Source organism: Bacteroidota bacterium (genome assembly GCA_018816945.1).
In the GTDB taxonomy this organism is placed as follows: Bacteria; Bacteroidota; Bacteroidia; order Bacteroidales.
This window is the reverse complement of the sequence record JAHIVC010000057.1, coordinates 1-21,965: the sequence shown is the minus strand read 5'-3', so window position 1 is coordinate 21,965 and position 21,965 is coordinate 1. Positions and strand designations below refer to the sequence as shown.

General features: G+C 35.5%; 17 protein-coding genes. 12 read left to right on the top strand and 5 right to left on the bottom strand.

The genetic code is table 11. The features are described 5' to 3' along the window. Nucleotides 1-64 precede the first annotated feature (64 nt). The 7 genes from purL to KKG99_08755 all read left to right on the top strand — a co-directional run bounded on the left by purL (nt 65) and on the right by KKG99_08755 (nt 14,571). Complete coding sequence (gene purL / locus KKG99_08785; GenBank protein ID MBU1013091.1) at nt 65-3,754, top strand: phosphoribosylformylglycinamidine synthase; 3,690 nt, start codon at nt 65-67, stop codon at nt 3,752-3,754. Nucleotides 3,755-3,802: 48 nt separating this feature from the next. Beyond that, a complete protein-coding gene (locus tag KKG99_08780) occupies nt 3,803-5,722 on the top strand; it encodes a TonB-dependent receptor (protein MBU1013090.1) in 1,920 nt (639 codons plus the stop codon). 4 nt (nt 5,723-5,726) lie between these two features. Next, complete coding sequence (locus tag KKG99_08775; GenBank protein ID MBU1013089.1) at nt 5,727-6,479, top strand: SDR family oxidoreductase; 753 nt, start codon at nt 5,727-5,729, stop codon at nt 6,477-6,479. A gap of 80 nt (nt 6,480-6,559) precedes the next feature. Then, nucleotides 6,560-8,326 (top strand): long-chain fatty acid--CoA ligase, encoded by a 1,767-nt coding sequence (locus KKG99_08770; protein ID MBU1013088.1) that lies wholly within the window; start codon nt 6,560-6,562, stop codon nt 8,324-8,326. 14 nt (nt 8,327-8,340) lie between these two features. Continuing rightward, the gene (locus tag KKG99_08765; GenBank protein MBU1013087.1) at nt 8,341-10,131 is read left to right on the top strand and encodes a long-chain fatty acid--CoA ligase; all 1,791 of its coding nucleotides are present in this window, start codon (nt 8,341-8,343) and stop codon (nt 10,129-10,131) included. A 177-nt stretch (nt 10,132-10,308) separates the two neighbouring features. Continuing rightward, nucleotides 10,309-13,038, top strand: a complete 2,730-nt coding sequence (locus KKG99_08760; protein ID MBU1013086.1) for a prolyl oligopeptidase family serine peptidase — start codon at nt 10,309-10,311, stop codon at nt 13,036-13,038. A 252-nt stretch (nt 13,039-13,290) separates the two neighbouring features. Then, entirely contained in the window at nt 13,291-14,571 is a 1,281-nt protein-coding gene (locus KKG99_08755; protein MBU1013085.1) for a hypothetical protein, read from the top strand. A 99-nt stretch (nt 14,572-14,670) separates the two neighbouring features. On the opposite strand, the gene KKG99_08750 is transcribed toward KKG99_08755, so the two are convergent. Then, on the bottom strand, nt 14,671-15,312 hold the full coding sequence (locus tag KKG99_08750) for a hypothetical protein (GenBank protein MBU1013084.1): 642 nt from the start codon (nt 15,310-15,312) through the stop codon (nt 14,671-14,673). Nucleotides 15,313-15,533: 221 nt separating this feature from the next. On the opposite strand from KKG99_08750, the gene KKG99_08745 reads away from it, so the two are divergent. Next, nucleotides 15,534-16,109, top strand: coding sequence for a transposase (locus KKG99_08745; GenBank protein ID MBU1013083.1), 576 nt, complete (start codon nt 15,534-15,536; stop codon nt 16,107-16,109). 55 nt (nt 16,110-16,164) lie between these two features. Here KKG99_08745 and holA read toward each other — a convergent pair whose 3' ends face one another. Further along, complete coding sequence (gene holA, locus KKG99_08740) at nt 16,165-17,163, bottom strand: DNA polymerase III subunit delta (GenBank protein ID MBU1013082.1); 999 nt, start codon at nt 17,161-17,163, stop codon at nt 16,165-16,167. 6 nt (nt 17,164-17,169) lie between these two features. After that, nucleotides 17,170-17,943 (bottom strand): AMP nucleosidase, encoded by a 774-nt coding sequence (locus KKG99_08735; protein MBU1013081.1) that lies wholly within the window; start codon nt 17,941-17,943, stop codon nt 17,170-17,172. Nucleotides 17,944-18,237: 294 nt separating this feature from the next. Between KKG99_08735 and KKG99_08730 the strand changes: the two genes are divergently transcribed. The 4 genes from KKG99_08730 (at nt 18,238) to KKG99_08715 (ending at nt 20,838) form a co-directional block, all read left to right on the top strand. Beyond that, a complete protein-coding gene (locus KKG99_08730) occupies nt 18,238-18,693 on the top strand; it encodes a type I restriction enzyme HsdR N-terminal domain-containing protein (GenBank protein ID MBU1013080.1) in 456 nt (151 codons plus the stop codon). A 106-nt stretch (nt 18,694-18,799) separates the two neighbouring features. Further along, nucleotides 18,800-19,402 (top strand): hypothetical protein, encoded by a 603-nt coding sequence (locus tag KKG99_08725; GenBank protein MBU1013079.1) that lies wholly within the window; start codon nt 18,800-18,802, stop codon nt 19,400-19,402. A gap of 15 nt (nt 19,403-19,417) precedes the next feature. Beyond that, nucleotides 19,418-20,308: a DUF3822 family protein gene (locus KKG99_08720; protein MBU1013078.1), complete on the top strand. Its 891-nt coding sequence runs from the start codon at nt 19,418-19,420 to the stop codon at nt 20,306-20,308. Beyond that, nucleotides 20,296-20,838, top strand: a complete 543-nt coding sequence (locus KKG99_08715; GenBank protein ID MBU1013077.1) for an RsmD family RNA methyltransferase — start codon at nt 20,296-20,298, stop codon at nt 20,836-20,838. The genes KKG99_08720 and KKG99_08715 overlap by 13 nt, the downstream gene beginning before the upstream one ends. A gap of 49 nt (nt 20,839-20,887) precedes the next feature. Here KKG99_08715 and KKG99_08710 read toward each other — a convergent pair whose 3' ends face one another. Next, nucleotides 20,888-21,109, bottom strand: coding sequence for a DUF2795 domain-containing protein (locus KKG99_08710; protein MBU1013076.1), 222 nt, complete (start codon nt 21,107-21,109; stop codon nt 20,888-20,890). A gap of 186 nt (nt 21,110-21,295) precedes the next feature. Continuing rightward, entirely contained in the window at nt 21,296-21,859 is a 564-nt protein-coding gene (locus KKG99_08705; GenBank protein MBU1013075.1) for a cob(I)yrinic acid a,c-diamide adenosyltransferase, read from the bottom strand. Between the last annotated feature and the right edge of the window lie 106 nt (nt 21,860-21,965).

Below are 21,965 nucleotides of genomic sequence, written 5' to 3'. Positions count from 1 at the left end.
ATCTTCTGATCATTTTATATCTTTGCGCCATATTTCTATTTCTTCCATTTAAAAAACGATAAGCATGATTCATTTTTTTCAGGCCAAATCAAATTATTTTTATTTAGTTAGTACAAGCAGTTCCTTATCAAAAACTGATCATAAAAAGTTAACATGGCTTTTTGAGGATGCCCAATATATTGCTGAAGAAGGTTTGAAAGGATATTTCATCGGACCAAGAAAAGAGATGATTACTCCCTGGAGCACCAATGCTGTTGAAATTACCCAAAATATGGGAATCCAAGGCATTAACCGAATCGAGCAATTCAAGCAGGTTGAAAATAAAAAAGTTGCCCACGATCCTATGCTTGAAGTTTTATATAACGAACTTGACCAGAAAACATTTGAGATCGAATTACAACCTGAACCCATTATTTATATTGATGACATAAACACTTATAACAAGGCAGAAGGGCTTGCTCTAAGTCAAGATGAAGTTGAATATTTAGCTGGAGTTAGTGAAAAAATTGGCAGAAAATTAACCGATAGCGAAGTTTACGGATTCGCTCAGGTAAATTCCGAACATTGTCGTCACAAGATCTTCAATGGTACTTTTATTATTGATGGAGAAGAAAAGAAAGAATCATTATTCGCTCTGATTAAAAAAACTTCAAAAGTAAATCCGAATACACTGGTTTCAGCATACAAAGATAATGTGGCTTTTATTTTAGGCCCTCGTGTCGAACAATTCGCACCCGCCACTCAGGACAAACCGGATTATTTTCGGATTAAAGATATTGACACTGTTATTTCACTTAAGGCAGAAACCCATAATTTTCCTACCACAGTTGAACCATTTAACGGTGCATCGACCGGAACCGGAGGCGAAATTCGCGACAGGATGGCCGGTGGAAAAGGGAGCTTACCAATTGCAGGAACTGCGGTTTATATGACATCCTATCCCCGATTGGAAAAAAACCGGGTTTGGGAACAAAAAACACAGGAAAGACTCTGGCTATATCAAACTCCTGAAGAAATTTTAATTAAAGCCTCAAATGGCGCTAGTGATTTTGGAAATAAATTCGGACAACCACTGATTTGTGGCAGTTTACTAACCTTTGAACACGAAGAAAACAACAAATATTATGGTTACGACAAAGTAATCATGCTTGCCGGAGGAATTGGATTTGGGATAAAAGATGACAGTTTGAAAGGAAAAGTTGAAGAAGGCGACATCATCGTTGTTTTAGGTGGCGATAATTACCGCATTGGAATGGGTGGTGGAGCTGTTTCATCAGTAGCTACAGGAGAATACGGGAATGCCATTGAATTAAATGCCGTTCAGCGTGCCAATCCGGAGATGCAAAAAAGAGTGTTAAATGCCATTCGGGGTTTGGTCGAATCAGACCATAACAGCATTGTTTCAATTCATGATCATGGCGCAGGCGGGCACCTCAACAGTCTTTCCGAATTGGTTGAAGATACAGGTGGAACAATTGATCTAAGCAAACTTCCTGTAGGCGATCCAACCTTATCAGCAAAAGAAATAATTGGGAACGAATCGCAGGAGCGAATGGGGCTGATTATCAAACAAAAAGATTACGCTTTACTCGAAAGAATTGCCCAGAGGGAAAGAGCACCCATTTATGCTGTAGGTGTGGCACGTGGCGATCAGCATTTTGTTTTTCAAGCTCCTGATAAAAATCCTATGGATTTGGATCTGAAATATTTATTCGGAAAGCCACCCAAAACAGTGCTTGTTGATTTTTCAACTCAGGCAAATTTTAAAGATATTGCACCTGATTCGTCGAATATTAAAAATGATATCGAGAACCTTTTGCAATTAGAAGCAGTAGCTTGTAAAGATTGGCTCACCAACAAAGTCGACCGTTCGGTTACCGGTAAAGTGGCGATGCAACAATGTGCAGGTACTATTCAACTACCTCTAAATAATTTAGGTGTTGTTGCTCTGGATTATCAGGGTGTAAAAGGAATTGCCACAGCAATTGGTCACGCACCCGTTGCAGCTTTGGTCGATCCGGTAAAAGGATCACTTTTATCCATTGCCGAAGCACTTACCAATATTATCTGGGCTCCCATTAAAGATGATATTCGTGGCATTTCGTTGAGCGCGAACTGGATGTGGCCCGCGAAAAATGCAGGTGAAGATGCCAGGCTTTACACCGCGGTTGAAGCCGTCAGTGATTTTGCATGCAAACTTGGGATTAATATCCCGACTGGTAAAGATTCTTTATCAATGACCCAAAAATATGAAGGTGGATCGGTGGTTTATGCACCCGGAACGGTTATTATTTCATCAGCAGCCGAAATTGAAAATATCCGTAAAGTAATTAGTCCTGTGCTTAAAAAGGAAGAAGAATCGACGATTATTTACATCGATTTCAGCAAAGATCATTATCAATTGGGAGGAAGCAGTTACGCTCAACTTCAGAATAAATTAGGGGTTACAACACCCGGTATTAAAGATTTTGAATATTTTAAAAATACCTTTAATGGTATTCAAAAACTTATAAAAAAGGAATTAATATTAGCCGGTCATGATATTTCAGCAGGTGGAATGGTGACAACTTTGTTGGAGATGACCTTTGGCAGAAATGATATCGGACTAAATATTGATTTGTCAGAAATCGTTGAACAAGATATCTCAAAAATTTTATTCAGCGAAAATCCTGGCATCATTATTCAGGTAAAGGATTTTAACCCGGTCTCACAAATATTAAAAGAAAACAATATTGATTTTCTTAAAATCGGGTCTATTGCAAATGAACGTACTTTAAAAATCAAGCACCAAAATCATCAATATTCATTAAACATTAATCAATTAAGGGATCTTTGGTTTAAAACTTCGTACCTGTTTGATCGCAAGCAATGCGGTGAAGATCATGCACTCGCGCGTTATAAAAATTACAAGGAAACCGAACTTACATTTAAATTTCCTGCTCATTTTACAGGGAAAGCAAGTCAATACCAAATTAACCTCAACAGAAGAAAACCAAGCGGAATAAAAGCCGCAATCATCCGGGAAAAAGGCGTAAATGGTGACCGTGAAATGGCTTACGTCATGTATCTTGCAGGATTGGATGTTAAAGATGTGCACATGACCGATTTAATTTCGGGAAGAGAAACTTTGGAAGATGTTAATTTGATTGTTTTTGTGGGGGGGTTCTCAAATTCAGATGTACTGGGATCGGCTAAAGGTTGGGCAGGTGCATTTTTATACAACGAAAAAGCCAAAAAAGCTCTCGATAATTTTTATGCACGAAAGGACACTTTAAGTTTAGGTGTTTGCAATGGTTGTCAGTTAATGATGGAATTAAACCTAGTTTATCCTGAACATGAGCAACGAGCTAAAATGCTTCATAATGGATCGGGTAAATTTGAAGCCGGATTTATTAATGTCGATATTCTTGAAAACGACTCAATTATGCTAAAAACACTTGCAGGTAGTCGTCTGGGAATCCATGTTGCCCATGGTGAAGGCAAATTCCAATTCCCTTATACAGAAGACAAATATAAAATCACTTCCAAATACAGCTATAACTCCTATCCTGCCAATCCGAACGATTCTCAATATGCTGCGGCAGCAATTTGTTCAGTTGATGGTCGTCACTTAGTGATGATGCCTCATCTCGAGCGGGCATTTATGCCTTGGCATTGGCCGGAATATCCTGAAGATAGAAAATCTGATGAGATTACACCCTGGATTGAAGCATTTGTAAATGCAAGGGAATGGATTAAAGAAAAAACTAGATAAAACTCACTTACTAATTTTTACTTTTTCTACGCAAACTATCTTTAAACAATGAAAAAAATCATCTTAACATTGGCATTGGCCATTGCAGGTTTTAATATATATGCACAAACAGATACCCTTTGGATTTCAGGAATTGAGATAACCGCAAAACGCACTCCTGCACTTTATTCTGAAGCATCAAGAGTAGTTTCGGTTATTACAAAAGCAGAGATTAAAGGAGCTCCGGTTCAAAGTTTTGCTGATTTGCTTGAATATACAATGAATGTTGATGTCCGCCAAAGAGGTCATCATGGTGTTCAGGCCGACATTAGTATCCGCGGTGGCTCATTCGATCAAACCATGATCCTGGTTAACGGGATTCCATTTAATGATCCTCAAACAGGTCATCACAACGCCGATTTACCCATAGATCTGGAATCGATTGAAAGAATTGAAATATTGGAAGGGCCTGCTTCCCGAACCTTTGGGCCAAATGCATTCAGTGGTGCCATCAATATCATCACCATTCCCTCCGAACTCAATGAGGTGAAAATAGCTTTGAGTAAAGGAGAGTATGAATTCTATAGTGCAGCAGCCTCATTAAATACAGGAAATGAAACTTTGTCAAATGGATTAACATTTTCTAAAAAAGGATCCGGAGGGTATATAGAAAATACGGATTACCAAATACTCAATCTTTTTTATCTGTCGCAATTAAAACTTAAAAGCAATAAACTAACTTTTCAGGCAGCCTATCAGGACAAATCATTTGGTGCCAACAGCTTCTATACTCCAGTATATCCAAATCAGTATGAACAAACCAAAACAAGGTTTATTTCTGCCAATTGGCAGAATGCCAGCAAAATAAAATCTGACTTATCTATTTATTGGAAACAGCACAACGATCGCTTTGAGCTTTTTCGTAGCAATCCGGCAAGTTGGTATAGCGGCCATAACTATCACCAAACTCAGGTTTACGGTTTGGAAGAAACAATAAATATTATTTCAGGGTTGGGGAAATCTGCTTTTGGTACTTCTTACCGACGGGAACAAATTTTAAGTAATATTTTAGGGATTCAGATGGATTCTCCTATTGCAGTTAGGGGAGAAAAGGATGCCTTCTACAAAAAGAAGGATCATCGCGATAATTTATCATTTTTTATTGAGCATAGTTACTATACCACAAAATGGAGTTTTTCAGGAGGCTTACTTGCCAACTATAATTCGGCTTTTGATTGGCACTGGATTCCCGGTGTTGACTTAAGTTATCAATTAAGCAACAATCTCAGGTTATTTAGTTCGGTAAATAAATCATTTCGTTTACCAACCTTTACCGACCTTTATTATGTAGGCCCTACAAATATTGGAAACTCCGATCTGAAACCAGAGGAAGCAATCGCTTACGAAGCCGGTTTAAAATTTATCAATCATGAAGTGGCTGCTGAAATGGCAATATTTAAAAGAGATGGGGGAAATATCATTGATTGGGTTAGGGTTGCCGATAGTTTAAAATGGGAAAGTAAAAATATTACCGAACTTTCAACCACCGGAATTGAAGTTTCTGTTTTACTAAATTCTAAATTTTTTCAAAGTCAAAATCTTCCAATAAATCAGTTACGCCTGAGTTATTCATATACTGATGTTAGCAAACAAAGTGGGGAATATCAGTCGAAATATGCTTTGGATTATTTAAAACATAAATTTGCTATCAGTCTTTCACATCCAATCATTAAATATATAACCATCAATTGGCAAGCAACTTATCAGGACAGGGCGGGATCTTATTTCCATTTCAAAGATAATAAGGAAACAGCTTATGCTCCGTTTGTATTATTTGATTCCAAGATTAATTGGGAAATTAAAAATTGGGATGTATATTTGGAAATAGCTAACATACTTAACATCGATTATTTTGATATTGGAAACGTGATGATGCCAGGTAGATGGATTCGTTTCGGGTTATCAACTAATCTAAGATTAAAAAAATAAAATCATGATCAAAACTGCCCTCATTACCGGTGCAACAAGCGGAATTGGAAAAGCTTGTGCCATTAAATTTGCACAAAATAATTACAAACTGATCTTAACAGGCCGACGAGATGATCGTTTGCAACAGTTAAAAACAGAATTGACAAAAAATTTCAAAGTTGAAATTACCACATTAACTTTTGATGTAAGAAAAAGAGAAGAAGTTAAATCTGCAATTGCAACATTAAATGGGCAAACCATTGATGTACTGATCAACAATGCCGGACTAGCTGCAGGATTAGATCCAATACAATCGGGCAGCATGGACGATTGGGATCAAATGATCGATACCAATGTAAAAGGGCTTTTATATATTACCAGAAATGTTGCTCCAATGATGATTGAGAAAAAATCCGGCCATATTATTAATATCGGCTCCATTGCAGGTAGAGAGGTGTATCCGAAAGGAAATGTTTATTGCGCAAGTAAACATGCCGTTGACGCTCTAACCAAAGGCATGAGAATCGATTTATTGGAATCGGGCATCAAGGTTACACAAATAGCCCCCGGAGCTGTAGAAACAGAGTTTTCAATGGTTCGCTTTAAAGGCAATCAGCAAACTGCCGATAATGTTTATAAAGGATTTGAACCCTTACACCCTGAAGATATCGCCGATGTAGCTTTTTATGTAACAACACTACCCGCGCATGTGAATATCAATGATTTACTGATAATGCCAACAGCCCAGGCAAACGGGACGACCATTAATCGCAAATAGCATAAATTATTTGTATTTTTTTTATAACAAATTTTTCATATTATTGTGCAACCTAACATTTATGCACTAATTAATTTATTATGGAAGTTACACGACTTTTTGATCTCCTACCTCATTATAAGGAGAATTATAAGCCAAAAGATGATGTTTTAGCCGCAAAAGAAAATGGGGAATGGGTAAAATATAACATTGACCAATATATTGAGATTTCGAACAACATCAGTTATGCATTACTTAAATTAGGTGTTGAAAAAGGAGACAAGATAGCCAGTATTTCGAACAACCGTCCTGAATGGAATTTTGTTGATATGGCAATCATGCAAATTGGGGCTGTTCATGTTCCGATTTATCCAACAATTAGTGAGTCGGAATACAAGTATATCTTAAATCATGCTGAAGTAAATTATGTGTTTATTTCCAGCAAAACACTCCTCAAAAAGATTGAACATATTTCACCCAATGTTCCAAGTTTAAAGGGCATTTACACTTTCGATAAGGTGCCAAAGGCAAATCATTTAAATGATTTACTTGAGCTAGGGAAAAAACATTCAGCTCCCGATTTGGTCAAACAAATCAAAAGCACTATTAAAACCAGTGATTTGGTCACCCTCATTTATACTTCAGGAACAACCGGAGACCCAAAAGGTGTGATGCTTACTCATAATAATATCGTAAGCAACATTCTTGCTACCCGACATATCCCACCGATGGGAGAAGAAGGCAGAGCATTAAGCTACTTGCCCCTTTGTCATATTTACGAAAGGATGTTAACCTATATGTTTCAATACGTTGGGATCTCGATTTATTATGCCGAAAACATTGGGACCATTGCTGATAATATCAAAGAAATAAGACCCGATTTGATGTCTTCAGTGCCACGGCTACTTGAAAAAGTTTATGATAAAATTATCATGAAGGGGCGAAAACTTAAAGGAATAAAAAAAGGTATTTTCTTCTGGGCAGTAAATATTGGGTTGAAATATGAATTAGATAACCGAAATGGATTTTTCTATGGTATCCAATTAAAAATTGCGCGTAAACTTGTTTTAAGTAAATGGAAAGCAGGATTAGGTGGGCGCTTTCAGCTGATTGTATCAGGTGGTGCTGCCTTGCAAGAGCGCTTAGCCCGTGTATTTACAGCTGCTGAAATCCCCATTCTTGAAGGATACGGACTTACCGAAACATCTCCGGTGATCGCAGTTTCAACCCTTAAAAAAGGTGAACGTAAATTCGGTGCAGTAGGTCCCATAATACCCGGAGTAACTGTAAAAATTGCCGATGACGGAGAAATTTTATGCAAAGGGCCCAATGTGATGGAAGGTTATTACAAGCAACCAGAGTTAACTGCCGAGGTCATTGATGAAGAAGGCTGGTTTCACACAGGCGATTTAGGTGTATTCGAAAAAGAAGGCCAACTTAAGATTACCGGACGTAAAAAAGAAATTTTCAAAACTTCTTTCGGTAAATACATCAGTCCACAGGTACTTGAAAATAAATTTAATGAATCTCCATTTATTGAAACTACAGTTGTATTTGGGGAAAATCAAAAATATGCAGCCGCATTGATCGTCCCGCAGTTTGAGCATTTAAGAAGCTGGTGCGGTGTCAAAGAAATTGAGTATACTACGGACGCTAAAATGATCAAACTACCAAGAATTAAGAAAAGAATTCAAAAAGAAATAGATTTTTATAACCAATTCTTTGGAAAGACTGAGCAGATCGCTAAAATTGAAATATTAGATAAATCTTTTACTGTAGATTCGGGAGAATTAACTGCAAAAATGAGTTTAAAAAGGAATACCATTGCTGAAACGTATAAAGAAGAGATAGAAAAATTATTTAATTAATTTTAACATATGAGATGATTCCAATAACACGCATTTTTGATCTGCTCGATCTGTACAGAACAAATTATTCTGACAAACAAAATGCGTTTGGATTTAAGTCTAAAAATGTTTGGAATACTTATTCTGCCAAAGATTATTTAGAATACACCGATCGCTTTAGTAAAGGACTACTTCAATTAGGTGTCCGAAAAGGTGATATGATTGCCACTATTATTGGCAATTGCCCCGAATGGAATTTTATTGACATGGGATTGATGCAAATTGGTGCTATTCAAATTCCAATTTACCCCAATATCAGTAAGCCAAATTACAACTACATTTTTAAGGAAACTCAGGTCAAATATATATTTGTCCAGAACAACGAAATTTATGATCGCATCAAATTAATAGCCAAAGAATTTCCTTCTATCCGGGAAGTATATTCAATCGAAAAAACTTTTGCGGTTAAAAATTGGGGAGAAATTTTATTGCTCGGCGATCAATACGAAGGAGAAAAACTAAACTATTATAAAGCAGGGATAAAAACAGATGATATTGCAAGCATTATTTATACTTCAGGAACAACCGGAAAACCAAAAGGGGTTATGCTTTCGCACTCAAATTTTATTTCCAATTTTACAACCTGTTCAACTATTGCTGATCTCAACCCAAATGATAAAGCACTTAGTTTTCTGCCCTTATGCCATGTTTACGAACGGATGTTAAATTATATTTATCAGTATCTGGGTGTTTCGATTTACTATTCCGAAAACATTCAAAACATCTCAATAGAGATAAAAGAAATACAGCCCCAGGTATTTTGCACAGTTCCTCGCGTAATGGAAAAAATTTATGCCAAGATTTATCAATCTGGACTTAGTTTACCATTAATAAAAAGAACTCTATTTTTCTGGTCAATTAGGTTAGCCGAACAATTTGAATTGGCTCCTAAAAATGGATGTTGGTATTCTGTTAAGCTCTATTTTGCAAAAATTCTTGTATTCAAGCAGTGGCAAAAAGTTTTTGGTGGCCGGTTAAAATTAATTGTTTCGGGTGGTGCCAATTTACAAATTCATTTATCAAAAATATTTTGGGCAGCAGGAATTCATATACTTGAAGGCTATGGATTAACAGAAACATCTCCGGTAATTTGTGTACAAACATTTCAGAAAAAGGGCTTTAAATTTGGAACTGTTGGAAAGCTCATTAAAGATGTAAGTATCAAAATCGCTACCGATGGCGAAATATTATGCAAAGGCCCAAATCTCATGCTGGGCTATTTCAATCATCCAACACTCACCAGTCAGGTAATTGATGATGAAGGATGGTTTCATACAGGCGATATCGGGATGATCGACAATGATGGTTTTTTAAAAATAACTGACCGAAAAAAGGAAATATTCAAAACTTCAGGAGGGAAATACGTAGCCCCTCAAGCTATCGAAAGTAGTTTTAAATCGTCCCCATTCATTGAATATATTATCGTTGTTGGAGAAAATCGCAAATGTCCTGCGGCAATTATTGCCCCCAACTTCAACTACCTTCAATCGTGGTGTGCCATAAAAAAAATTCCATTCGGTACCATCGATGCCATTATCAAGAATCCAATTATTTTGGAAAGGTTTGAAAAAGAAATTATTCATTTAAACAAAGATATTGACAAGGTTGAACAGGTTAAAAAATTTGCACTTATTTCGGATGAATGGAGTACTGAATCAGGTGAATTATCTCCAACCTTAAAACTAAGACGGACCTTTATTTCAGGGAAATATCGTGATTTGATCAACCGCATTTACGAAAATCCGGAAAACTGTGTCAATTACTAAACCCTTGCTTTAAATTTTAATGCGAGGCCCATGGGATGGCGCCATCCCGTTTTCAATATAAAAACCTAACAAATTATCGACAAATCAAGCAATAGCTTCTATTTATACTTCTTTGAAAAAACGAACTTTTATCAATCATTCCATATTTTTACTTCTTAAAACTTAAAACATATAATCATGAAATCATTGAGTAAATATTTATTGATGGCAATATTGATGCTTGCCATTGGTATTGGAGCTTTTGCACAAGAGGTAAAAAAAACGCTTGGAGTTGCAGACTATCCAAAATGGAAAAGGATCGTTTCAACAAATCTGTCTGATGACGGAAATTGGATGACTTACAGTTATCGTCCAAATGATGGAGATGATACTTTGTATATTAAAAATATAGAAACAGGCAAACTTTTCTCCGATCCATATTGCAGTAATCCAATATTTTCATCTAATTCAAAGTGGATCGTTTATCAAAAAAATTTAACGAAAAAGGAACGTGATAAACTACGTAAAAACAAAAAGGAGGTTTATAGCAAAGGTGTATTATTGAACCTTGAAACAGGTAAAAAAAATGAGTGGGACAAAATTAAAAGCATCGGATTTTCACCTTCATCGGATTACATAGTTATTAAAAAGGAAAAAGACAACAAAGAAATTGATGGTTCTGACTTGCTCATTAAAAATTTAAGCGATAACAAAATTATGAATATCGGAAATGTCAGCGATTTTAAGTTCAACAAACAGGGAACATTGCTTGCATATATAATCGATGCCGATAGTAAAGCAGGGAATGGGGTTTACCTGATGGATCTTTTAAAAGGGAACATCACTCCCCTCGACACCGATACGACAAGTTATAGTAAGTTAACCTGGGATGATGAAATGCTTTATCGCAACGAATGGGGAAGTAAAGGAACCGCATTGGCAGTGCTTAAGGGAAATACCACCGATACAACAGAACAACGCATCAATTCATTGATTGTATTTTCCGGATTGAACTCGGCTAAACCACAGCAAATAAACTATATACCTGACAATGACAAAAACTTCCCGAAGGGATATATTTTAAGTGAAAAAGGCGATTTAAGCTTCAGTCTCGACAACAAAAGACTTATTATAAGCATTAAAGAACAAAACAAGAAAGTAAAGTTGAGCCGTGATACCATCGCAAATGTTGATGTATGGCATTGGGATGATGAAGATATTCAATCAGTTCAGATGCGTCGGGCCAGTCGGGAAGAAAATTCGACTTATACAGCCATTCTTCATTTAGATAAGATGGATTTTGTGCAGCTTTCATCGGATAACATGCGTTATATCAGTTTAAATCGCAATGCAGATCAAGCTATTGGAGGCGATCCTAAACCCTATATTTCTGACACAAATTGGGGAGGTGGGTTCAATGATTATTATTTCATTGATATAAAAACAGGCTCGAAAAAACTGATTGAAAAAAAGGTTGGAAGAAGCATGGGTTTATCACCTCAGGGAACATATTTCTTATTCTTCAAAGAAGGGCATTTCTTCACTTATGATATGATGAAGAAAAACTTAAGCAATATTTCCCGTTCGGTAAATGTCAGTTTTATTGATATTAATGAGGATCATCCTTATGAAAATCCATCCTATGGAATTGCCGGCTGGTCAAAAGACGGCAAATCAGTTTACGTGAATCATCTTTATGATTTGTGGTCGCTGGCATTGGATGGCAGCGGAGGTTATAATTTGACCGGAAACTTTGGAACTACCAATGAAATAGAACTTCGTATTGCACGAACAAACCCAGAACCATTTATTGATTTGTCTGCTGATAATTACCTTTCAGCTTATGGCGAATGGACGAAGAAATCAGGATATTTTAAACTTAACGATGGGAAAAGCCCACAGGAATTAATTTTTACGGATTACAGTTTTGGAAGATTGAATAAAGCAACTAAAGCCAATCGCTTTTTATTTAGCAGAGAATCTTTTGTTGATTTCCCTGATTATTACACTTCGGATTCAAAATTTATTAAAGTGATTAAACAAACCGATGCTAACCCACAACAAACTGAGTACAAATGGGGAAGCAGAATACTTATTGAATTCAAAAATAAGCAAGGTGATAGATTACAAGGTACGCTAACACTTCCTGCGAATTATGAAAAAGGAAAGAAATACCCTATGTTGGTCTATTTTTACGAAAAAGTATCGAATCAACACAATCGTTATTCAATGCCTGCTTACGATGATCGTCCGCATATGTCGGAATATGCAAGCGATGGTTATTTGGTATTGATGCCCGATATTAAATATTACGAAGGTCAACCAGGATGGAACGCGCTTGATTGTGTTACTTCTGCGGTTAAAAAAGTAATTGAGTTGGGTTATGCCGATCCTGATCATATCGGGATGCAGGGACATAGTTGGGGTGGTTACCAATCATCCTTTATACTTACCCAAACTGATATGTTTGCTTGTACAGTAACAGGTGCACCTGTTACAAATCTGACAAGCATGTATAATATTCTTTATAAAAATAGCGGAACCAATAATCAGGGAATTTTCGAATTGGGTCAAGTGCGGATGGGTAAAGGAATGTTCGATGACATGCAAAATTATATTGATCAATCACCTGTTCATAATGCTCCAGGCATCAAAACCCCATTTATGATCTTACATGGAACCATTGATGGTGCTGTGGATTGGAATCAAGGTCTTGAGTTTTATAACGCTGCCCGCCGACTTGGAAAAAATGTAATACTTCTCTCGTATCCCGACGAGAATCATCATCTGGCGAATAAAAGCAATCAGATTGATTTTCAAATTAGGATGAAACAATATTTTGATCATTATCTGAAAGGAACGGATGCTCCTGAATGGATGGAAAAGGGGATTAAACAAAAAGATAAACTTTACAATAAAGCAAAGTGATCAGTTCTTTGTAGAAATAGGGATGGCGTCCTCGAAGAGGAAGCCATCCCTATATTATTAAATTGTTCAGTTTTTAATTCTTCAAAAGAAGAAATAGAAGCTACTCCTAATTATCAAACTCGTCACCGAAGTTCTTTTGGAGAAGTTGTTGATCAGGCAGGAGGAGATTTAACTTCAATTTTATTTAATAGTGAAGAACAAAAAGTTATTTCAGTAACTCTTCCAAAAGCTACAACTCCTCAATCATATGATGTGAATTTTAGTTTAAAAGATTCTAATGGTGAATCAAACATTGTGACTACTCATTATGTATTAGCCGGAGACAGTGCCACAATTCAAAGTCTTTCTCTTGATAAAGATTATTATGCTAAAGGAGATATTGCCAACCTAACCCTTCTTTGGGCTCCTCGAGCTGATGCTTTCCCTCATAATCGTTTAGGCACAAAAGTTACAGAAACATCAATAAATATTTTTGCTACCATCACTAATAAATATGGCCGTTCTTGTGCTGAACCAGTCAATGAACAGCTTCCTCAAAGCATGAATGGGGCTAAAACAGACATTCCTCTTTCAATTATTTCTGAATGTATTAACCCCCAGTTGTCAGTAGCTTTGTCGGATAAAGATGGCAATATTTTAGATAAAAAAGAATTTAGTTTTGAGTCCACCACAACTCCTGAAGTAGAACCACTTAAGTCCGTTATATTTATTATTATTATTGTCATTCTATTAATAATTATTTTAGTTGCTATGTATTTAAAAAAGAATAAAAACAAATCAGAAGGGTCTAATATTACAGGAAATACAATTACTATGGGGATGTTGATTTTAGCCCTTTTATTTGGGATGAGAGGAACTGAAAAAGTAATTGCTCTTGATGAATTTGGGGGGAATGAACGTCCATCTGCTTCCTTGGTAACAAATATTGATAAAGATACTTATAATGTTGGAGAAAACATGACGGCTACAGGGACAGCTGTTCTTGGACAATGTGCTAATGCAGTAGATATATTTACATTATCTGTTAATATTGACGGTGGTTTTACTTATACAATAGTAGATAGGAATCTTGATGAGCAAGTTATTTATGGATCTCAATTAATACGAGTCCCTACAACTGCTGGAATCCATACAGTTAGATTTACTCTCCAGGTTGACGGTGGCTCTATTGAACAAACAAAAACTTTTCGAGTTATAGCAAACCCAGTACCTAACTTAGAAGTTAATCGTTCAACAAATCCAACCGCTGTAAATATAGATAGTGATGTTGACGTAAGATGGAGCCCTGAGGAGTCTAAATCTTGTAGTTGTACTTGTTATAATGAAAGTGGAAGTGTTATTAGATGTGGCGATTCAGGTTCAACAAGCTGTGGTAGTGGGGTGGGGTCACCTCAATTTTCTACACCTTATCCAATTCCTAAATTACAACAAAAAACTGTTTTTAAAGTTTCATGTTTAGGTTATACCTCTCTTGATTTTCCCCCTCCTACCACCACTACTACTACAGTGCTTGGGGAAGTTACCGCACTTTAAGGTAATATAAATATGGATAATTAGAGAATAATAAAACCGCAGGAAAATATTCCAGCGGTTTTTTTATTTTAAAGAAATAGTTTTTGAGTTTTTAAATTATTACTTAGGATAACCTTTGTAATAACTAATTAGAGTATTATTCCTTGAGTTAAGAACAAGAGTTGTGTCGGCTCTAAAATTATATTTATAAGCCTCACTGCTTTTTTGGATTGAGTCTAACCCCTTCCATGACCAATGGTCACTATTACCTACCACAGTTCCATCTGGACGAGTCATTATGATAGACCCATCGGGGTAGTAGTTTATTCGATAATCAAGTTCGTAATCGTAATAATTTGTTTTGGTCCAATATCCAGTAGAGAAAGAAAGGGTACTGTCAACTTTCCAATAAAACAAGTTGCACAGTGTATCTGTCCTATTATAAACAATAGGTTGGGTTACGTTAATCAAAACACTTTTTCCTGGGTTGCTTTTCCAACCCTCGCTGTTCCAAGCCACGGCTTGGTACTGGATCGTATTCGTCGGCGTTACCCCCAACGAACCACTTATCGGCACAACCGTACCGTTGATAGTAGCATAGTCGCCTATGCCTTCCCAATTAAGGGTTACAGATTCACCGAGCAAAATCTCGGTCTTTGATGCCTCAAATGATAGCATTTGGGGCTCAACAATATTTTCAGGTTCTTTTTTGCTACAAGCTACAAAAAGCAATATGCCAAAGAAAAGAAGGAGGTTTTTCATGTTATTTTTTTTAACATAGTTAATTCCAAGCTATTTACGGGGAGGCTCAAGTATAATAAATTAACCGATTAATTTGCAATTTTTCTTTTTAAATACTTGGGATGGCGTCCCGATAAATGAAGGTGGGATGGCTTCCCTTTTTTCTAGGGACGCCATCCCATGATTCAATGGTGACATTTTATCGGAATTGGTATTAAATTTAAAATCAAGATATTTAATATATGCCATCAAAAAAAGTATTGACCCCAATCATTCCGGGTGCGACATATCATATTTTTAATCGTGGAAACAATCATGAAAAAGTGTTTATTGACCGAACCGATTATGATCTATTCTTGATCAAATTCAGGCAATATATGACTCCTGTTGCGGATGTTTTTGCTTACGCGCTTCTTCCAAATCATTATCATTTACTATTAAGGATTAATGAAGATATTGAGGGAACGGAATTCAGCCATCAATTTAAACGCTTTATGTTGAGCTATACCAATACCATCAATAAGCGTGAGAACCGTTCAGGCAATTTGTTCCTGAATGTCTTTAAGCGGTTGAGGGTAACCGAAAAGGATTATCTGATGAGATTGTTATTTTATATTCATTTCAACCCCCAAAGACATAAAGTACAAGAAAGGTTTCCAGATTATGACTACTCATCATATAAATCGCTTATTTCCAATTTGCCGACTTTGTTGAAACGTGAAGAAGTACTTTCGTGGTTTGATGGTAGAGAAGAGTTTATAGCATATCATAAAAACTTGCAAAGCGAAGAAGTTTTGAAGCATTTGATCATGGAATAATAAAAGGGATGGCGTCCCGAGAAAGTCGGGAAGCCATCCCAGCCCATCCCTAAATTTAATGCAAAATTTTAAAAACCAACTCTTTCATTAATTCGCCATCAGTTGCGGTAACATTATTCACACCTTTTGCTTTCAAATCGTATTCGCGTAAGCTTGAAATAATTCGAGTGAGTTTGTTTGTATTATAATTCTGGGAAGCAATTTTATAATCTTTCAGAAAAAACTTTGGAACCGATAATGCACCAGCTATTGTGTCTTCATTCTTTCCTTTCACCTGATGATAGATGAGTGTTTTAACAAAAAATCCATACAATAAGCCAACAACCTTTACCATTGGATTGTCTCTTTGATTAGCGGCAAAATAATTAATGATCTGATTTGCTCTTACCACATCTTTTTTTCCTAAGGCATTTTGCAATTCAAAAACATTATAATCCTTGCTGATCCCAATATTAGCTTCGATATGGGTTGGTGTAATTTCAGTTCCCTTTGGCAGGTTGATGCATAATTTCTCGATTTCGTTTGAAACTTTACTCAAATCGGTACCTAAAAATTCTGTCATCAGCAATGCCGCTTTGGACTGGATCGAATAACCACGAATGCCCAATTGCTTATTGATCCATTCCGATATTTGATACTCGAATAACTTTTTTGATTCAAAAACAACACCAATTTTACTTAAACTTTTTGCCAATTGCTTCCGTTGATCAAGCTTGGCGTATTTATAACAAAACACCAAAATGGTTGATTCAAGCGGCTGATTGACATATGATAGTAAGTCATCAATTTTTTTAATTTCCTGAGCTTCTTTGACAATTACCACATGCTTGTGCCCGAGCATCGGAAACCGCTTTGCATGACTAACGATTGTTGGAACATCAGTATCCTTTCCATAAACTACGGTTTGATCAAACTCCTTTTGCCCTTCATCCAAAACACTGTTTTCAATATAATCAGAGATTACATCAATGAAGTACGATTCTTCCCCATATAAGAAATAGATGGGGTAGTATTTTTTACTTTTAAGGTCAGCAAGAATTTGGTTATAAGTCATCATAATTTAGTCGAAATACAGATGTTTAACAGTTTCTCTCTTTTCAATCAATTGACGTAACGATTCTATCCCAATTTTCAGGTGAACATCAACAAAGTTTTCTGTTACAATATTATCACTTTTCTCGGTTTTGACTCCTTCCGAAATCATTGGCTGATCCGAAACCATTAACAATGCCCCGGTTGGAATTGAATTAGCAAACCCTACAATAAAAATAGTAGCGGTTTCCATATCAATGGCCATCGAACGCGTCTTCATCAAATATTCCTTAAACTTATCGTCCGATTCCCAAACCCTTCTGTTAGTTGTATATACGGTTCCGGTCCAATAATCCTGTTTAAAATCACGAATGGTTGTTGATATTGCCTTTTGCAGGTTAAATGCCGGAAGTGCAGGCACTGCTTTTGGAAAATAATCGTTAGAAGTTCCTTCTCCTCTAATGGCTGCAATGGGCAGGATGAAGTCACCAAGATTATTTTTCTTTTTAAGACCTCCACACTTGCCCAAAAACAAACATGCTTTTGGCTTTACCGCGCTTAACAAATCCATGATGGTAGCTGCGTTTGGACTTCCCATTCCAAATTTAATGATGGTTATATTGCCAGCCGTGGCACTTGGCATTGCTTTGTGTTCGCCTTTTATAGGAACATTGTTCCATTTGGCAAATAATTCAACATAATTGCTAAAATTTGTCAATAATATATATTCTCCAAACTCCTCAATGGCTGTGCCGGTATATCGGGGAAGCCAATTCTCAACAATTTCTTTTTTTGTTTTCATCTGTATATTTTTAACTTTCTTTAAAATCGGTCAGATGCCTGCCTGTCGGCAACCAGGGAATACGCCATAACATAATCATTTCTTTTACTATGAGATTTTTACAGATGGCTATTTCATGGATTTGAAATTTCATGTTAAGCTATATTCTAAATCAAAAAAACTGCTATTTAAAGCTAAATTTACTCTATGAAACAAAGTTAATTGAAATTATCAATAATTAGATGTTTGATAAGAAATGAAAGATGAAACCAAATAAGTTAAATATATTTGTAAGATTAGCATGAATTACCACGAATGAAAAAACTTAACCTTCCCGAATTTGAATTTCGATTAAGAAAGTCAAATGACATAACTGAAATTTTTGATGAATTCAGAAAAAAATTTGTTGTATTATCTCCGGAAGAATGGGTGCGCCAAAATCTTTTAAAGTATCTTAATACAAATAAAAACATCCCTAAAGGTTTAATAGTTGTAGAAAAGGGATTAATTCTTAACCAACTAAAAAAAAGAACCGACATTTTAATATATACACGAAAAGGGAATCCATGTATGATTGTTGAATGTAAATCTCCTCATATAACAATTGACCAAAACACATTTGAGCAAATTGCCCGCTACAACATGACCTTAAAAGTTGCTTACTTACTTGTTTCTAACGGACTTGAACACTTTTGTTGTAAAATTGACATTGAAAACAAATCATTTTCTTTTCTTGAAGATATCCCGGATTTCGAAACACTAAACCTTTAATCTCTATATTGAATTCTAATTACTTAAAAAAAGTTTAAATAGTAATAAATAATTCATTTATTTAAAAAATATTTTAAATTTGCATGTACTTAAAATTCCTATGAAAATGAAAAGCATTATCCTCAAAGTATTTTTAGCAGTAGTCATCATCGTTCTAGGTTACTTGGTTGTTGATAGCATCATGGAACCTGTTAGGTTTGAAAATGAAAAAGCCGCAAGGGAAAAAGTTGTAATCAATCTCTTAAAAGAAATTAGAGAGGCTCAAATAGCCTATAAAGGTGTTTATAAACAATATGCCCCAACTTTTGATACCCTGATTGATTTTATCAAAAATGGCCAACTTCCGGTTGTAAATATCATTCCAGACCCAAATGATACAACATTCACCAAAACGATTAACGACACAACAGGATATACCAGTGTTGGGGAAATAATCTTTAAGAACAGAAAAAACTTCGACCCGGAAAGTATTCAATACATCCCTTTTTCTGAAGGTAAACAATTCAGTTTAGCCGCAGCGGTTATTGAAATAAATAAAGTTAGAGTTCCGGTATTTGAAATTTCTGCTGACTATAATCTGATTTTAATTGGTATGGATCAACAGCTGATACAAAATTTAATCAAAAAACAAAAAGAATTTGAAAGATTTCCGGGTCTGAAAGTTGGTTCGTTAACTGAAGCTTCAACTGATGGTAACTGGGAGTTCTAACCAAATTCCTGTCAGATGTCTTTAAACATAATTAAATTAAACACTTACATAGATAAGGCTCTGGCAAAGGCCAACAACGACTATTCAGATTTTAACAAAAACTACATACTATCCATCCAGATCTCTCTGGATGGATTTTCTTTTTGTATCGTTGACGATGAACGAAGTAAAATAATTGCACTTGAAACGTATGCCATTCAAGAAATGGATAATTATGAAATTCTGGCAAAAGATTTGGGTGAATTATTTAATAATTTAGATATTATTAAAAGAAGGTTCAATCGCGTTAATGTGTTATTTGAAGGAACAAAGGCCTCCTTAATACCTTTCCCATTATTTGAAGAAACGGCTACCCATCATTATCTAAATTTCAATCATAAAATAGAGCATGGCGAAGAGATCTTATTCGATAAATTGAATTCTCTCCAGGCATATAATGTATTTGCAATTCCTACATGCATTAAAGAGTTGATCAAATCGAAATTTATCAATTACAAAATCAATCATTTTTCGAGCACATTGATTGAAGGCTTATTGATTAAGTATAAAAATCAGGATTTAAATAATCAGGTTTTTGTTAATATACGTTCCAACTTTTTGGATGTCTTAATTATTGAAGGGTCTAAACTTGTATTCTTTAATACGTTCAGATACAAGACCCCTGAAGATCTTGCTTATTTCCTGATTTACGTTTTGGAACAACAAAAACTTAATCCTGAAAATATCGACCTGATTATGCTTGGCGAGATAGATAAAAATTCAAAATATTACGAAATTTTGTTTAAGTATATACGCAATATTGAATTTATTGAACGAAATGATTTTTTCACTTACAGTTATGCATTGGATGAAGTACCTTCCAACTTTTATTATAACCTCTTAAATGCAAGCTCGTGCGAATTATAAGTGGAAAATACAGAGGCAAGAAACTATATCCACCAAAAAATCTTCCTGTTCGACCAACTACTGATTTTGCAAAAGAAAGCTTATTTAATATCTTAAATAACAGACTTGATTTTGAAGAGGTTAAAGTATTGGATTTGTTTGCCGGCACCGGAAACATTTCCTTTGAATTTGCTTCTCGAGGCACTTTATCCGTTAAAGCTGTTGATATTAACAGTCATTGTGTTGATTTCATTCGCAAAACAGCTCAGGAGTTGAATTTTATAAACCTGAATTGTATTAAATCGAACGTATTTCAGTACCTCAACAATGCTATTGAAACTTATGATTTTATTTTTGCAGATCCACCATATGATTTAGATGAATCAGTTCATATCCCTGATCTGGTTTTTGAAAATAAATTGTTGAATGAAGGTGGTTTTTTAATTATGGAACATTCGCGAAATTTAACTTTTGTCGACCATCCTTTTTTTAGTGAACACCGAAAATACGGGAATGTGAATTTTTCATTTTTTGCCAGACACATCGATTAACCAAAAATGCCATCATTCAACTTGAACAATGGCATTATGCTATTTGGGGTTAGTATTCATCTTCATGAAAGAAAAAGTCTTCTCTTGTCGGATAATCGGGCCAGATGTCTTCAATGCTTTCGTAAATCTCGCCCTCATCTTCAATTTCTCTCAAATTCTCGATTACTTCCATTGGGGCACCTGATCTGATTCCAAAATCGATCAACTCCTCCTTAGTAGCAGGCCATGGTGCATCCTCTAATTTTGAGGCTAATTCTAATGTCCAATACATAGTAAAGAAATTTAAGGTTTACTTTTTTGCAAAAATAATTTTTTTTCGATATATATCAAGATATATTTTACTAATTTTTTAATAATTAAACATTAAGTCAACAATTAAGATCATATTATCGACTTTGATTTGATTCTTAAAGCGATCTAGAATCTTTGAAAGTTTTTGAATAAGGAGATGATGAACTCAAATCCTGGCTTTCCATTTTGTTTCTTCACCGCCAAAATCGTAGATGCATTTTCGCGCGAGAACAAAAAGGTAATCTGAAAGCCTATTTAAATATTTAATATTAATTTCCTGAATTTCAGTACCAGACGCTAATTTAATGGTCAAACGTTCTGCTCTACGACATATAGTACGTGCAACCTGACAATGTGATGAAACTAAATTTCCGCCCGGTAAAATAAACGAATTCAAAGAAGGAATTTTTTCATTCATCGCATCAATTTCATCCTCAAGTAATTTAATATCTGATTCTTGAATCGATGGGAGTTTTCTTTCAGGAGGATTTTCAAGATCTGTAGCTAATGATGATTCAATGGTAAATAAACGATCTTGGATTTCGATAAGTAGATTTTTATATGCTGTGCTAATATCTTGATCCCTGATTAATCCAATATACGACTTCAACTCATCTACGGTGCCATAAGCTTCAATTCGCTGATCAAATTTCGGCACACGCTTTCCTCCAATAAGAGAGGTTTCACCTTTATCCCCGGTTTTTGTATATATTTTCCATTGCTGACTCATTGGTCATCCTTCAAAAAATCTTTATAATTTCTAATAATCAGCCAATGTTTTGATATTGGTGTTGACCTCATCTGATGCAATCATACCATCAATTAATCGGATGATG